The sequence below is a fragment of the Aquabacterium sp. genome, assembly GCF_030652515.1.
Taxonomy (GTDB): Bacteria; Pseudomonadota; Gammaproteobacteria; order Burkholderiales; family Burkholderiaceae_C; genus Aquabacterium.
Genome location: NZ_JAUSAR010000100.1, coordinates 109,333 through 124,785, shown reverse-complemented (window position 1 = coordinate 124,785; position 15,453 = coordinate 109,333). Strand labels below are relative to the sequence as shown.

Sequence of the window (15,453 nt, the reverse complement as noted above, 5' to 3'; positions counted from 1 at the left end):
CGGTCACCGACCTTGACGTTCAGGGTGACGAAGTCGCCCTTGTCGTTGCGCTTGCCGGGGCCCACGGCCAGGACTTCGCCTTGGTCAGGCTTTTCAGCGGCGTTGTCAGGAATGATGATGCCGGAAGTGGTCTTGGTTTCTGGTTCCAAGCGCTTGACGATCACGCGATCGTGCAAAGGACGAAGTTTCATCGTATCTCCTGTCTGATCAGACAACGGTGTTTAAAATGGCCTACAACGTGAGTGATTGCTCACATTGCAGCAACTCGAATGGGCAACCTTGAAGGTTGTTAGCACTCAAGCTTAACGAGTGCTAAACCTATTATAGGGACACGCGGCCAAGTTTCAAGGGGGGCCATCAATCCGCAGGCCCCCCAAATGCTCATCACTGGGGTGGGCACACACCCTCGTCAAAATAAGGACTTACCATGAACTTACGTGCCTTTGCACTGACCCTGATCCTGGCGTTCGCGCTGTTGTTGCTGTTCGTGACGCTGAACTGGACGGTGCTCGCCGCACCGACCGCCCTCAGCCTCGGCGTCACCGAGGTCAGTGCGCCGCCTGGCGTGGTGATGCTGGTCTTCACGGCCGTGGTCAGCGCCTTGTTCGTGGTGTACATCATGCTGCAGCAGGCCGCCGCCATCATGGAGGCACGGCGTTTCGCGAAGGAGGGGCGGACCCAGCGCGAACTCGCCGAAAAGGCCGAGGCATCGCGCTTCACGGAATTGCGGACGCTGCTGGAAGGCGAACTGCGCAAGATCGAGATCCAAAATGCGGCCTCCACACGGGAGTTTGGTGAACGACTGGCTCAAACGGAGCACAGCCTGCAGGACAAGCTGGCGGAAGCGACACGCACCACGGCGGCCTACCTCGGCGAGATCGAGGACAAGCTAGACCGGGTGCTCGCCCCCTGATCACGCACTGACAGCCCCAGCACGCACAAGGCCATCCACACCAGGGCTTCCAGCACGCCGGCCAGCACGTCGGTGAAGAAGTGCACCCCCAGGTAGACCCGGCTCCACGCCACCACCGCGATGATGAGCAGGGCGACGGCGCCCAACACCCCGCGCCATAAGGGCCTGGGCACGTGGGTCAAGACCACCAGGGCGAAAAAGCCATAAAGCAGCGTGGTGGCCGATGCGTGCCCACTGGGGAAGCTGAAAGTGGCCAGGGTCAGCAGCACGTCATCCCCCGTCGGCCTGGGGCGCTCAAAGCCGTGCTTCATCAACACGTTGAGCACCGCCCCGGCGGGCACGAACAGCCACAAGGGCAACAGCCAGTGGCGATGCTGGCGCTTGAAGATCAACCAAACCGACAAGCCTGCGGTGTAGACCGAGATGGCCATGACCGAGTGCAGGTGCGTGATGACCAGGAGGGCCTGCGTCAGCGCCGGTGAGCGCAGTTGGCGCGCCCAATCGGTGGCCTGGACATCCAAGGCATTCAGATGCCCCTGCGTGGACACCAGCCAGGCCAACGCCACGAAGCCTGGCACACCCAGGCACAGCAGCCCCAGCGCCACGGGGCGCAGGGGGCGAAAAGCCAGTCGGCGGGGCGAGGTCAGCATGGCACCTCGGGGCTCAGGTCAAACGGGCACGTCATCCCGCCATGCTAAAGCCACCGAAAAAATCCAGAAGGACTATGCTGAAGACATGGCCCTCTCCGTCTTTGACCTTTTCAAGGTGGGCATCGGCCCCTCCAGTTCACACACGGTGGGCCCGATGCGCGCGGCCCGCCTGTTTGCCTTGCGGCTGGCGGCCGATGGCCTGTTGCCGCGCTCGGCCAAGGTGACGGCCGAGTTGTTTGGCTCGCTGGGTGCCACCGGCAAAGGGCACGGTTCGGACAAGGCCGTGCTGCTGGGCCTGATGGGCCATGAGCCCGACACGGTGGACGTGGACGCCATCCCCGGATGGCTGACCAAGGTGCAGCAAACACAGGCCTTGTCCCTGCTCGGGCAACACGAGGTGATGTTTGATGCCAAACAGGCCCTGGTGTTCAACAAGCGCCAGAGCCTGCCTTTCCACCCCAACGGCTTGCGGTTTTCCGCCTTCGATGCCGAGGGGCAACTGCTGAGCGCGCGCGAGTACTACTCGGTGGGCGGCGGTTTCGTGGTCAGCGAAGAGGTGGCGGCCGATGGCAGCCAGCACAAACGCATCGCGCCCGATGCCAGCGTGTTGCCCCACCCCTTTCACAGCGGCGCCGACCTGCTGCGGCTGACCCATGAGCTGGGTTGCAGCATGGCGGAGCTGATGCGCCGCAACGAGCGGCACTGGCGCAGCGATGCGGAAACCAGTGCAGGCCTCATGCGCCTGTGGTCGGTGATGCAGGCCTGCGTGGATCGGGGCTGCCACACCCCGGGGATCCTGCCCGGAGGCTTCAAGGTGGCGCGCCGCGCACCGGCCTTGTTCGCCACCTTGTCTGCCCAATCCCAAGCAACGGCGGCCGACCCGCTGGTGGTGATGGACTGGGTGAACCTGTATGCCCTGGCCGTGAACGAAGAGAACGCGGCGGGCGGACGCGTGGTGACCGCGCCCACCAACGGCGCCGCCGGCATCGTGCCCGCCGTGCTGCATTACTACCGACGCTTCGTGCCTGGTGCCAGCGACCAGGGCGTGAAGGACTTCCTGCTCACGGCCGCGGCCATCGGCATGCTCTACAAGGAGAACGCCTCGATCTCGGGCGCCGAAGTGGGCTGCCAGGGCGAAGTGGGCGTGGCTTGCTCGATGGCGGCAGCAGGTTTGTGCGCGGTGATGGGCGGCACACCCGAGCAGGTCGAGAACGCCGCCGAGATCGGCATGGAACACCACCTCGGCCTGACCTGCGACCCGGTCGGCGGCCTGGTTCAGATTCCTTGCATCGAGCGCAATGCGATTGCCTCGGTCAAGGCCATCAACGCGGCGCGGCTGGCCCTGCACGGCAATGGCTCACACCGGGTCAGCCTGGACAAGGTGATCAAGACCATGCGCGACACCGGGGCCGACATGATGAGCAAATACAAGGAGACCGCACGGGGCGGTCTGGCCGTCAACATCGTGGAGTGCTGATCCCTCAGCCCCTGGCGATGGCCGCGAGGGTGCGCGCGATCAAGCGGATGTCGGTCCACACCGAAGCCTGGTCCACGTAGCGCACGGCCAGTGCCAGCTTGTGCGGCAGGATCTCGTGGATGTAGGCGTGTTCGGGATCTGACGCACGCGCCAGCACGCTGCTCTCGTCGCGGTATTCGATGGAGGCCAGGTCGGTGATGCCGGGGCGCACGGACAGCACCTTGTCGCGCACCGAGGCCGGATAGTGCGACACGTAGCGCGGCACTTCAGGGCGCGGCCCCACCAGGCTCATGCGGCCCAGCCACACGTCGATCAGTTGCGGCAGTTCATCGAGCTTGCTGCCGCGCAAGGCATGGCCGATGCGCGTGATGCGGTGATCGGCCCCCACGGTGATCTGCGGGCCGGTGCCTTGCGGATCGTGGCGCATGGTGCGGAACTTGTGGATGCGAAACGGTTGGCCAAAACGCCCCACCCGCTCCTGCCGGAAGAACACCGGGCCGGGCGAATCCAGCTTGATGGCCAGCGCGACCAGCAGCAACGCGGGCGACAGCAGCAGCAGGCCCAGCGAGGCCAACAGCAGGTCGAACAGCCGCTTGCTCACAGCACCCCGAAAGCCTTGCGCACCGAGGTGATCACGCGCTCAACATCGGCGTCGGTCATCTTGGTGTACAGCGGCAGGCTGACCATGCGCTCATAAGCGCGCTGGCTGTGCGGGAACTGCTCGGGCTTCAGATCGTAGCGCTCGCGCCAGTAGGGGTGCAGGTGCAGCGGGATGTAATGCACGCTCACACCGATGCCATCGGCGAACAGCGACTCGATCAGTTGATCGCGGTTGATCTTCGCCTCGTCCGACAAGCGCACGACGTAGAGGTGCCAGGCGTGCAGGTCGCCTTCGTTCACAGGGCGTGGCGGCGCGATGATCGGCAGGTCGGCGAAGGCTTCGTCGTAGCGCTGGGCGATCTGCTCACGGCGCACCTGGAAGCCCCGCACGCGCTTCAACTGGTGCAGGCCCAGGGCCGCAGCGATGTCGGTCAGGTTGTACTTGAAGCCGGGCGCCACGATCTCGTAGTACCAGCTGGGCACCTTGGCGGTGAAGCGGTCGAAGGCATCGCGGCTGATGCCATGCAGGCGCATGACCTTGCAGCGGGCAGCGATCACCTCGTCACGCGTGACCAGCATGCCACCCTCACCGGTGGTGATGGTCTTGTTGGCGTAGAAGCTGAACACCGTCACGTCGCTTTGCAAGGTGCCGATGGTCTGCTGCTTGAAGGTGGTGGGCAGCGCGTGGGCGGCGTCCTCGACCACCTTCAGGCCATGCTTGCGCGCGATCGCCATCACCGCGTCCATGTCCACCGACAGACCGGCGTAGTGCACCGGCATGATGGCCTTGGTCTTGGGCGTGATGGCGGCTTCGATGGCCTGGGGGTCGATGTTGAGCGTGGCCGGATCGATGTCGACCAGCACCACGTCGGCGCCCATGTAGCGCACCACTTCGGCAGTGGCCGTGAAGGTGTGCGTGGTGGTGATGACTTCGTCGCCGGGGCCGATGCCGATGGCCTCCAGCGCCAGGTGCAGCCCGGCCGTGGCCGAGTTCACCGCGATGGCCTGCAAGGAGTTGTCGCCCAGGAACTGGACGAAGTCCTGCTCAAAGCGGCGGGCCTTGGGGCCGGTGGTGACCCAGCCAGAGCGCAGGGTGTCGACCACTTCGGCGATCTCTTCTTCACCGATCTCGGGCAGGGCAAAGGGCAGGAAGTCAGCTTGGCTCATGGGGTGTCCAATGGGTCATCGGTGTCGTCAAACGGTCAGCGTGTGAGGCGGCCAAAAGCGGGGTCGGGGCGGCCGCGCACCAGGGCGTCGAACCAGCCCCGGATTGAGCCCAGACCGTAGCCAAAATGATAGGCGGCGATCACGCGTGGCAAATGGGGCAGCAGGTCCATGCCCTTCTGGCGGGCAATCAGGAGACAGACGATGCCGACCGCACCAGCGTACAGCAACACTTGCGCGGTGCACAGCGCCAGCACCGCACAGGCCACGGCTTGCAAAGGGATGGTCTCCAGCCCGATGCCCCAAGTGGCCCAAAGGCTCAGCATGAAGAGCAAGACCAGCCACAGGCTCAGTACCCCGACGAACACGCCGGGGACCAAGTGGCGCAGCGCCGCGGCCTGACCATGCTTTTGCATCACGAAAGGCTTCCAGTAGCCGTACTGGCGGTACTGGCGGAAGACATCGGCCGTGCTGGCACGGGGAAAGTAGGTGGAGCGGATGCGGGCCGATTGCCAGATGCGGCCACCGCCTCGGTGGATGCGCAGGTTGTGCTCGTCGTCCTGGTTGCGCACCAGGGTTTCGTCAAAGCCGCCAAAGCGCTGGAAAGTCTGGCGCGGCCAGGATCCGAGGTAGACGGTGTCGACCTCGCCTTCGTAGGCCAGGTCGCGCGACAAGGCGCCACCGGCCACCCAACGTGACTGGAAGGCGGCCGCGATGGCGCGCTGCACCGTGCCTTGTGCGCCTGAAGCGCCTTCGGCACGCCAGGGCCCGCCCACGTTGTCGGCACCCGTGGATTGCCAGGTGGCCAGGCATTGCGCGATGTAGTCGGGCGCGTAGACGGTGTGCACATCCAGCCGCACGATGAACTCGCCGCGCGCGCGCTCGATGCAGCGGTTCAGGCCGCAAGACACGATGCGGCCGGGGTTGTCGAGCATGATGAAGCGCGGATCGCTCAGGCACCAGGCGGCCAGGCGCTCGCGCGTGCCATCTTCGCTCTGGCCGTCGGCCACCAGCACTTCCAGCGCCCAGCCTTCGGGCAAGGTTTGCGCAGCCACACTGCGGCAAAACGCTTCGATGTGGTCGCGCTCATGGCGACACGGCACGATCACCGAGACGATGCGCACCGCCATGGCCTCAACCCGCCTTGCCAGCCGTGGTGCGCCTGGCGCCTTTGGCCACTGGCGCCAGCAGCTTTTCGTACAGGCGCCACATCGCGTCCATCTGGCCGCGCCGCGAGGCTTCGCGCTCGATCAGATCGCGGTTGTGTGCGCCCATCTGGGCCAGTCGTTCAGGGTGATCGTAGGCCGCCAACAAGGCTTGCGCCACCGCATCAACATCGCGCACCGGCACGATCCAGCCACCCCGCGCGGTGACCCACTGGCGGTTGGCCGGCAGGTCAGTCGCGATGATGGGCAGGCCGCAGGCCATGGACTCCAGCACCGACACCGAGGTGGCATCGCTGGTGGGCACCGAGACCGACACGCGGCAACGCTGGATGGCCTGCACCATGGCCTGGTCGCCCACGCGGCCATGAAAGCGCACTTGCTGCAGCAGGCGCAAGGCGGCCACGCGCTCTTGCAAGCCAGCCTCCATGGGCCCGCCGCCCAGCAAATGCAGCAGCGCGTGCGAGTGCGGGCGCAAGGTCAGAAACCGCGCAAAGGCCTCGATGACCAGGTCGATGTTGTAGTTGCGCTCCCACGATCGCAGGCTGACCACTTCGAAATCGGACGCGGGCGTGGCCGGGGTGAACTTGTCGGTGTCGGCACCCCACAGGATTTGATGCACGGGCGCGGTCGGGTCGTAGCGGGCGATCTCTTCGACCATGTCCATGGAATCGGCCGTGATCAGGTCGGCACGGCGCAGTGACCAACCCACCACCCAGCGCATCAGGCGGCTTTGCTTGGGCGTGACCAGGATGTCCGATCCCCAGGCGGTGAGCACCTTGGGGCAGCTCAAACCACAGGCCGCCGCCCACAAACCATAGGACGTGACGTAGTGGCCATGGACCAGGTCGGGCTTGAAGGTTCTGCTCAGCTCGCGCACCACGCGGCGCACTTGCGGCAAGGCCTTGAACCACGAGGCCTTGTCAGCCCCGGGGCGGATGGCGATGACCTGGTGCGCACCGGGCACCTCGCCGGGCTGGCGCGTGATGACCACGGCTTCGGCGCCCCGCTCCACCGCGGACGCCACCCAGCGACGTGTGTGCACGCTGGACGCGTCGGCAAAAAACAGGATGCGCAAAGGCGTCTGTCGGTTGATGCTCATGGGCGGTCTCCGCCCAGGGCGCGGCGCAGGTTGTCCTGGCCCGCCCATTGAGCGTAGATCGCTTGCAGCTCAGGGTGCCTTTGCAGCAGCGCGCCATCCAGCTTGCGGCTGTCGCCAATCACCTCGGCGGGTCGGCCTGGCGAACCGGCGCCCACGATGGCAAAGTCCGGCACCTCGCCCGACACGAAACAGTAGGCCTGCACGATCACGCCCTTGCCGATGCGGGCGCCCGGCGCGATGACGCTGTGCGGGCCGATGAAGCTGTAGGCCCCGATGCGCGTGGGCCGGCGCACATAGCCGACCGGATTGGGGTTGTTCACATAGCGCCGCCCCATGATCCGCACCGATTTGTGGCTGGAATGGCTGAGGATGGACACGTAATTGGTGACCTGGCAGCCTTCTTCGATGACCAGGCCGTTGGAGCCGTCAATGCGGTTGAAGTGGCCGATGAAGACGTGGTCGCCCAGCAGCAGGCCCTTGGTGTCTTCCACGGCGGAATGGGTGCTGACGCGGGTGTGGGGGCAATACACGCCATTGGCGTTGCGCCAGCCGTAGACGATGCGCGGGCCGGTGAAGGCCGAAAGCCACCGCGCGGTGAAGCGCTTGAGGTGCTGGAACAAAGGCATCATGGAGAGACTGGTTGGCGCTGAAGGCGCGGGGAAAACCAGATATTCTCGCCGGTTTCGAGGGGGATTGCCCCGCACCCCGCCCGAGCCCCCCCAGTTCAGTGGCTTCGGACGGCCCCGCTGGGCGTGCTCACACCCAGTTCGCGGCAATCGCCCCGTTCAGGGCCGACTGGTAGTTGGCGGGCAAGGTGGTCTGGCCTTGAGCCGGTGGCGCAAAACTGGCCATGGCATCGACCAGGTTCTGCGCCCGGCTGGCAGTCAGGGCCTTGCCATCGGCCAGGCGAATGCTTTCCACCTGGTTGGCGGCCGAGCCGTACCAGTTGTTGATGGTGAAGCTGTCCGCCGTGCCGATCACCGAGACCTCCAGGTTGTTGTTGACCTTGCGCAGCCAGACCTGGCTGGCAGCGGTGCCCGACAACACATCCAGCCGATCCACCCCGCCCGAGTCGCTCAAGGTGTCGGCACCCAGGCTGCGGCCCCAGGTGTAAACGTCGTTGGAGGTGGCCGAGGCATCGATCAAGGTATCGTTGCCGCCAGCGCCCGCCAGGGTGTCGTTGAAGGCCGATCCGGTCAGGACATTGGCCAGGCCGTTGCCGGTCAAGGCCGCACCGCTGCTTGAAAGAACCGACAGGGTGCCGTTCTCGACGTTGTCGCCCAGGGTGTAGCTGCCAAGCTTGCTGATGACCACGGTGTCGGTGCCTTCGCCCTCGACTTCGTTCACCTGGTCACCGGCGGTCTCGACGATGTAGGTGTCGTTGTCCTTGCCACCGAACATGGCGTCAATGCCCTCGCCGCCATTGAGGTAGTCGTTGCCCTCATTGCCATGAAGCGTGTCATTGCCAGAACCACCGTACAGGGTGTCGAAGCCGGCACCGCCTTCCAGCGTGTCGGTGCCGCCAAAGTCCTGCAGCCAATCATCACCCTGGCCGCCCACCATGCGGTTGTTGCCCTTGTTGCCATACAAGAACATGCCCTCGTCGTGGGCGAAGGCGTTGGTGTCGGCCGCACCGATCAGGAACAGGGATTCGATGTGCTTGGATGCTGTGTACGACACCCAGGAACGGACCTGGTCGTCGCCACCGCCGTTGGGCTGCTCGACGACGGTGTCTGCGCTGTTGTCGACCAGGTAGGTGTCATCGCCCTGCCCGCCGTCCATCAGGTCGATGCCTTCATCGCCCACGAGGTAGTCGCTGCCCTCGCCACCGTAAAGGCTGTCATTGCCCACGCCACCAGACAGGTAGTCCAGGCCATCGCCCCCCTCCACCGAGTCGTCGCCTTTGAAGCCCTGCAGCCAGTCGTCGCCTTTGCCACCGATCAGTCGGTTATTGGCGTTGTTGCCATACAAGGACATGCCCAGGTCGTGGGCAAAGCCATCGATGGCGGCGCCGCCAACCAGGCTCAAGGTTTCGATGTAGTCAGGCGCGGTGTAGCTCACGAATGAGCGAACCTCGTCCGCTTCGCCGTCCTGAGCGCGCTCGATGACGACGTCCTGGGCGTTGTCGACCAGGTAGGTGTCGTCACCTGAAGCGCCAACGAGCGTGTCCGCGCCGAGGCCGCCTTGCAGCCAGTCGTCACCAGCGTCGCCGTAGAGGTAGTCGGCGCCATCGTCGCCCATCAACTGGTCATTGCCCAGGCCGCCATCAAGCACGTCGGCGCCCGGGGTGCCTTGCAGCAGGTCATCGGTGGGGCTGAGCTTGCGGTCGATGGCGGCCGCGTCCCAGCTGAGACCATCGGCGAAAATGATCAAAGGCCGGTTGTCGGGTGGGGGGCCCATGTAGTTGACCAGGCGCACGCTGTCGCTGCTGTCCTTGAGGCGCAGGAGCAGATCGCCCTCTTCAAGGGTCACGTCCACATCGGCCAGGCCAATGCCCGCACCCAGCCGCAGCTGATCGCGTTGGCCGGGGCCCCAGCTCCAGTCGGGCGTCAGGCGGTCTTCACCATCACCTCGGCCAAACACGAACGTGTCCGCGCCCGGGCCACCATCCAGAACGTCGTTGCCAGCGTCGCCATACAGCAGGTCGTCGCCTTCGTGGCCGATCAACAGGTCATCGCCCAGGCCGCCGTCCAGCACGTCGCCGTTGGGCGTGCCGATCAACACGTCGTCGTTGGGGTTGAGCTTGCGGTCGATGGCCAGGCCATCCCAAGTCGCGCCATCGGCGAAGCGGATCAGCACACGGTTGTCGAGCGGCTGGCCGAAGTAGCCGTCAAGGCTCACGGCATCGCTGCTGCCCTTCAGGCTGAGCACCAGGTCGCCGTTCGCAGCGCTGACGTCCACGTCGGCCAGGCCAATGCCGGCGCCCAGCACCAACTGGTCGCGCTGCGCGGGCATGTTGTGCCACTGATTGGCCATCACCCTGTCTTGCCCATCGCCACGGCCAAACACGTAGGTGTCCGAGCCCGAACCACCATCGAGGAAATCGTTGCCGTCGTCGCCGTACAGCAGGTCGTCGCCTTCGTTGCCTTGCAGGACGTCGTCGCCCAGACCGCCATCCAGCACCTCGCCCTGGGCTGTGCCGATCAACACGTCATTGTTGGGGTTGAGCTTGCGGTCAATGGCCTGGGCATCCCAACTGGCGCCATCGGCAAAGCGGATCACCAGCCGACTGTCGACTGGCTGTCCAAAATAGTTGCCAATGCGCATGCTGTCGGTGCCGCCCTTCAGGCTGAGGATCAGGTCGTCAGCGTCAATGCTGACATCGACATCGGCCAGGCCAATGCCGGCCCCCAGCTGCAGCTGGTCACGCTGGCCGGGAATGGTGCCCCAGTCGGCCATGATCCGGTCCTGGCCATCACCCCGGCCAAACACATAGGTGTCCGCGCCCCAGCCGCCATCGAGGATGTCGTTGCCGGCATCGCCGTACAGCAGGTCGTCGCCCTCGTTGCCCACCAGCAGGTCGTTGCCCAGTCCGCCATCCAGGAAGTCGGCATTGGGTGTGCCATGCAACACGTCGTCTTGGGGGCTGAGCTTGCGGTCAATGGCCTGGGCATCCCAACTCGCGCCATTGGCAAACCGAATCCAAGGACGGTTCTCGGGCGCAGGGCCGAAGTAGTTGACCAGGCGCACGCTGTCGCTGCTGCCCTTGATGCTCAGGATCAGGTCACCGCCATCAGGGATGATGTCCACATCGGCCAGACCAATGTCAGCACCCAATTGAAGTTGATCTCGCTGACCGGGGGCCGCGCCCCAGTCTGGCATCAGCCGGTCCTGGCCATCGCCTCTGCCAAACACGAAGGTGTCCGAGCCCGGGCCGCCGTCCAGGATGTCGTTGCCAGCGTCGCCGTACAGCAGGTCATCGCCCTCGTCGCCGATGAGCAGGTCATCGCCCAGGCCGCCGTCCAGCACATCGCCATCGGGCGTGCCGAACAACTGGTCATGGCTGAAATTGACCTTGCGGTCAATCACCGCTGCATCCCAACTGGCACCATCGGCAAAGCGGATCAGTGCGCGGGTGTCAGGTGCTTGAGAAAAGTAGCCACCAATGCGCACGGCATCGCTGCTGCCCCTCAAGCTGAGCAGCAAGTCACTGTCCAGGGCGGTGACGTCCACATCGGCCAGGCCAATGCCAGCACCCAGCACCAGTTGATCACGCTGGCCCGGCTCCGAGTTCCAGTCGGTCATCAGCTCATCCTGGCCATCGCCGCGCCCGAACAGATAGGTGTCCGAGCCCGCGCCACCGTCGAGGACATCGGCGCCAGCATCACCGTACAACAGGTCGTCGCCCTCCTTGCCATGGATGAAGTCGTCACCCAGACCACCGTCCAGCACTTCGCCGTCGGGGGTGCCGAACAACACATCATCGGTGGGGTTGAGCTTGCGGTCGATGGCCTGCGCATCCCAACTGGCGCCATCGGCAAAGCGGATCACCAGGCGGCTGTCCGGCGACAGCGCGAAATAGTCGACCACTCGAACGCTGTCGGTGCTGCCCTTCAGGCTGAGCAGCAGGTCGCTGCCCTGGGCGCTGACGTCCACGTCGGCCAGGCTGATGCCAGCGCCCAGCAGGAGTTGGTCGCGGTGCCCCGGCGTCGATCCCCAGTCCGAGACCACCCGGTCCTGGCCATCGCCCCGGCCAAACACGAAGGTGTCATCGCCCGGCCCACCGTCGAGGGTGTCGATGCCGGCATCGCCGTACAGGGTGTCGTTGCCTTCATCACCGACCAGCAGGTCATTGCCCAAGCCGCCATCCAGCAACTCGCCTTCGGGCGTGCCGAACAACTGGTCCATGTTGGGATTGATCTTTCGATCGATGGCGGGCGCGTCCCAGGTGGCGCCATCCGCAAAACGGATGAGGGGTCGGCTGTCCAGGGGCTGACCAAAATAGTTGACCAGGGTCACCATGTCGCTGCTGCCCTTCAGGCTGAGCAGCAGGTCATCGCCCTGGGCGGTGACGTCCACATCGGCCAGGCCAATGCCAGCGCCCCATTGCAACACGTCGCGCTGCCCAGGGGCCGAGCCCCAGTCGGGCATCAGGCGGTCCTGGCCATCGCCTCGGTTGAACAGGTAGGTGTCGGCGCCGGAGCCGCCATCCAGGAGGTCATTGCCCGCTTCGCCATGCAACACATCGTCGCCTTCGTTGCCGATCAGCAGGTCGTTGCCCGCCCCAGCGCGGATGTCATCCGCATCAGGGGTGCCAATGAGCTGCTCGTCTTGAGGCGTACCGACCATGACTGCCATGTCCATGCTCCCTGCATAGCGGCCCGGCGCCGGGCCTGTTTTTGAATGAATTGAATGAATGAAAAATGGCGCACCGTGAAGCGCGCCCAAAGCATACAAGAAGGCCGGTGTGATTCAATGGGAGGTGAACCCCAGGTGCTCACAACCTGGTCAGCGCTGGCGTCCACAGTGCCTTCACCGGCAACCTCGCTTGCCGCAAGAACACCGCGTAAGCCACGATGATCGCCACGATGTAGCCGATGCTGGATGAAACGCCCGCCCCCAGCGCACCCAAGCTCGGCACCAGCACCCACCCCAGTCCAAAGCTCACCACGAGCGACAGCCCCGCGATGGCGCCCGACAAATGCGGGCGCCCCAGGTGGTTGGTGTAAAACGCCGACAGGCTGGACGCCGCCGCGTAGGCGGCCACCCCGGGCAGCAGGGCCGCCAAAGGCGCCACCGATTCCGCGTAGGCCGGCCCCATCACCTCGGGCAATGCCCAGGTGGCCAGCACCAGCAAAATCGGCGCGGCCAGCACCGTGGCCAGCACATTGATGCGCACCGCCTGCACCGTCATGCTTGACGCAATGCGCACATCAGGATTGCCGATGCGCGAATACGCCGACACCGTGACCGATTGCGACAACAGCCACAGCAACTCGGCCACCGTCACAGCCACCGAATACGTGCCCACCGCGCCCAGGCCATGAAAGCGCTCCACCAGGAACAGGGACGCCCGGTAGTTCAACAGGCTGATCACGTTGGTGACCCCGATGGTGGCCACGAAGCGCCAGTCGTTCCACCACACCGCCGAAGGCGCGTCGGTGGTGATGGCCAGGGCTTCATCGCGCCGATCGGCATCGTTCAAGGCGTAGATGGCTGTCAACACCGCCACCAGCGATTTACCGCTGACCCAAGCCATCAGCACCACCAGCACCGTGGACGTGTGCCGCTCGGCGCCCTGGCTGAACCACCAGGCCACGGCCAGGCCACTCAGCACCGAGGCGGGCGCCGCCACTTGCGCAGCGTTCAAAGGCCACATGCGGCCTTGCCCCAGCCACAAGCCCGTGGCCGTGGGCACCAACAGCAAGAACGGTGCGGCCAGGGCCAGCAGCCACAACTGGGCATAGGGCATTTTGTCCGCCCACCACGACACGGCCAGCAGCACGCCCGAGGCCAGCAAACCCAAGCCCAGCGCCGCCCGCAGCACGCTGCGCAGCATGAGCCGAGCATGCACCGCTTGACCAGCCTGCTGACGCGACATCTGACGGGCCAGCCACAGGCCCAGCCCCGAGAACAAGGTCAGCAAAACCGACTCAACTGCCACGAACAAGGCAAATGCCCCCTGCACCCGAGGCCCTTGCCTGGCCACCAGCACGGTGATGCCCAGCCCCAGAGCCACGATGAGCAACTTGGCCACCAGGTTGCCCAGTGCCGCCCGAGGCACGCTCGCCCAGGCATTTTTCAAAGCCCTCAAAACTTGAATCGACATGGGTGACATTGTCGCCCAGCCCACCAACCGGCCAGGGTTTCATACAATCTCCTATTCACCCAAGCCCAGACCCTATGACCACGCCCAACGCCCCCACCACCCCTGATGTCGCCCACGCCCAAGCCACCGAGGCCCCCGTGGACACCAACAAGCTGGTGGCCGAACGCCGCGAAAAACTCGCCGCCATCCGGGCCCAGGGCATCGCATTCCCCAACGATTTCAAGCCCACGCACCACGCCGCGCCCCTGCACGAGCAGCATGGCGCCACCGAAGGCCCGGAGCTGGAAGCGCAAGCGATCACCGTGAAGCTGGCTGGCCGCTTGATGCTCAAGCGCGTCATGGGCAAGGCCTGCTTCGGCACCTTGCAAGATGGCAGCGGCCGCCTGCAGGCCTACATCACGCTCGACGCCGTGGGCGCCGACACGCTGAACGCTTTCAAGCACTGGGACCTGGGCGACATCCTGGGCGTGGAGGGCACGCTGTTCAAGACCAAGACTGGCGAGCTGTCGGTCAAGGCGAGCAGCATCCGTTTGCTGACCAAATCCCTGCGCCCCCTGCCGGACAAGTTCCACGGCATGACCGACCAGGAGATGAAGTACCGCCAGCGCTACGTCGATCTGATCATGGACGAGGCCTCGCGCACGCGCTTCAAGGCGCGCAGCAACGCCATCTCGGCCATCCGGCAGTTCATGGTCGACCAGGGCTTCCTGGAAGTCGAAACGCCCATGCTGCACCCCATCCCCGGTGGTGCCAACGCCAAGCCTTTCACCACCCACCACAACGCGCTCGACCAGGAGATGTTCCTGCGCATCGCGCCTGAGCTTTACCTGAAGCGCCTGGTGGTGGGCGGTTTCGAGCGCGTGTTCGAGATCAACCGCAACTTCCGCAACGAAGGCGTGTCAGTGCGGCACAACCCCGAGTTCACGATGATGGAGTTCTACGCGGCCTACTGGGACCACCGCGACCTGATGGACTTCACCGAGCAGGTGTTGCGCCACGCCGCACGCGCCGCGGCTGGCACCACGCAACTGAGCTACGGCGGCCACCCGGTCGATCTGGAAGCACCCTTCGCCCGCCTGAGCGTGCGCGATTCGCTGGTGGCCCACGCTGGCTTGAGCGCTGCCGAGGCCGATGACGAACAGGTGCTGCGCGCCAAGCTGAAGGCCCACGGCGAGGAAGCCCCGGCCCACCGCAGCCTGGCCGAGTTGCAGTTCGCCATGTTCGAAGCCTTTGTGGAAGAGAAGCTCTGGCAGCCCACTTTCATCATCGACTACCCCGTCGAGGTGTCGCCCCTGGCGCGCGCCTCGGACACCAACCCCGCCATCACCGAACGCTTCGAGCTGTTCATCACCGGCCGCGAGTTCGGCAACGGCTTCAGCGAGCTGAACGACCCCGAAGAGCAGGCCGCCCGCTTCGCCGCGCAAGCCAGCGCCAAGGACGCGGGCGACGAAGAAGCCATGTATTTCGACGCCGACTACATCCGCGCGCTGGAACACGGCCTGCCGCCCACTGGTGGCTGCGGCATCGGCATCGACCGCCTGATCATGCTGCTGACCGACGCGGCCAACATCCGCGACATCATCCTGTTCCCTGCCCTGCGTCGCGAAACCTGACG

Annotated in this window: 12 protein-coding genes; 3 read left to right on the top strand and 9 right to left on the bottom strand. The window is 65.2% G+C overall.

Annotated elements, in window-relative coordinates; all coding sequences use genetic code 11:
- On the bottom strand, positions 1-191 hold a 191-nt coding region (locus tag Q7V20_RS12280; RefSeq protein ID WP_304791254.1), incomplete at its 3' end, for a co-chaperone GroES.
- A gap of 236 nt (positions 192-427) precedes the next feature.
- On the opposite strand from Q7V20_RS12280, the gene Q7V20_RS12275 reads away from it, so the two are divergent.
- The gene (locus Q7V20_RS12275; protein WP_304791251.1) at positions 428-913 is read left to right on the top strand and encodes a LapA family protein; all 486 of its coding nucleotides are present in this window, start codon (positions 428-430) and stop codon (positions 911-913) included.
- Here Q7V20_RS12275 and Q7V20_RS12270 read toward each other — a convergent pair.
- Positions 865-1,563, bottom strand: a complete 699-nt coding sequence (locus tag Q7V20_RS12270) for a phosphatase PAP2 family protein (protein WP_304791248.1) — start codon at positions 1,561-1,563, stop codon at positions 865-867. The two genes, Q7V20_RS12275 and Q7V20_RS12270, sit on opposite strands and share 49 nt — an antisense overlap.
- Positions 1,564-1,648: 85 nt before the next feature.
- Here Q7V20_RS12270 and Q7V20_RS12265 point away from each other — a divergent pair, with 85 nt between their 5' ends.
- Positions 1,649-3,040, top strand: a complete 1,392-nt coding sequence (locus Q7V20_RS12265; protein WP_304791245.1) for an L-serine ammonia-lyase — start codon at positions 1,649-1,651, stop codon at positions 3,038-3,040.
- A gap of 4 nt (positions 3,041-3,044) precedes the next feature.
- On the opposite strand, the gene Q7V20_RS12260 is transcribed toward Q7V20_RS12265, so the two are convergent.
- The 7 genes from Q7V20_RS12260 to Q7V20_RS12230 all read right to left on the bottom strand — a co-directional run bounded on the left by Q7V20_RS12260 (position 3,045) and on the right by Q7V20_RS12230 (position 13,838).
- On the bottom strand, positions 3,045-3,641 hold the full coding sequence (locus tag Q7V20_RS12260; RefSeq protein ID WP_304791243.1) for a sugar transferase: 597 nt from the start codon (positions 3,639-3,641) through the stop codon (positions 3,045-3,047).
- Complete coding sequence (locus Q7V20_RS12255; protein ID WP_304791240.1) at positions 3,638-4,807, bottom strand: DegT/DnrJ/EryC1/StrS aminotransferase family protein; 1,170 nt, start codon at positions 4,805-4,807, stop codon at positions 3,638-3,640. The genes Q7V20_RS12260 and Q7V20_RS12255 overlap by 4 nt, the downstream gene beginning before the upstream one ends.
- A 35-nt stretch (positions 4,808-4,842) precedes the next feature.
- Positions 4,843-5,934, bottom strand: a complete 1,092-nt coding sequence (locus Q7V20_RS12250; protein WP_304791237.1) for a glycosyltransferase family 2 protein — start codon at positions 5,932-5,934, stop codon at positions 4,843-4,845.
- 4 nt (positions 5,935-5,938) lie between these two features.
- Complete coding sequence (locus Q7V20_RS12245) at positions 5,939-7,069, bottom strand: glycosyltransferase family 4 protein (RefSeq protein WP_304791234.1); 1,131 nt, start codon at positions 7,067-7,069, stop codon at positions 5,939-5,941.
- Positions 7,066-7,698 carry an acyltransferase gene (locus tag Q7V20_RS12240; protein WP_304791232.1) on the bottom strand — a complete coding sequence of 211 codons (633 nt, stop codon included), beginning with the start codon at positions 7,696-7,698 and terminating at the stop codon, positions 7,066-7,068. The genes Q7V20_RS12245 and Q7V20_RS12240 overlap by 4 nt, the downstream gene beginning before the upstream one ends.
- A gap of 127 nt (positions 7,699-7,825) precedes the next feature.
- Entirely contained in the window at positions 7,826-12,373 is a 4,548-nt protein-coding gene (locus tag Q7V20_RS12235; RefSeq protein WP_304791229.1) for a calcium-binding protein, read from the bottom strand.
- 133 nt (positions 12,374-12,506) lie between these two features.
- On the bottom strand, positions 12,507-13,838 hold the full coding sequence (locus tag Q7V20_RS12230) for a polysaccharide biosynthesis C-terminal domain-containing protein (protein WP_304791227.1): 1,332 nt from the start codon (positions 13,836-13,838) through the stop codon (positions 12,507-12,509).
- Positions 13,839-13,912: 74 nt separating this feature from the next.
- Between Q7V20_RS12230 and lysS the strand changes: the two genes are divergently transcribed.
- Positions 13,913-15,451, top strand: a complete 1,539-nt coding sequence (lysS, locus tag Q7V20_RS12225; RefSeq protein ID WP_304791224.1) for a lysine--tRNA ligase — start codon at positions 13,913-13,915, stop codon at positions 15,449-15,451.
- Positions 15,452-15,453 lie beyond the last annotated feature (2 nt).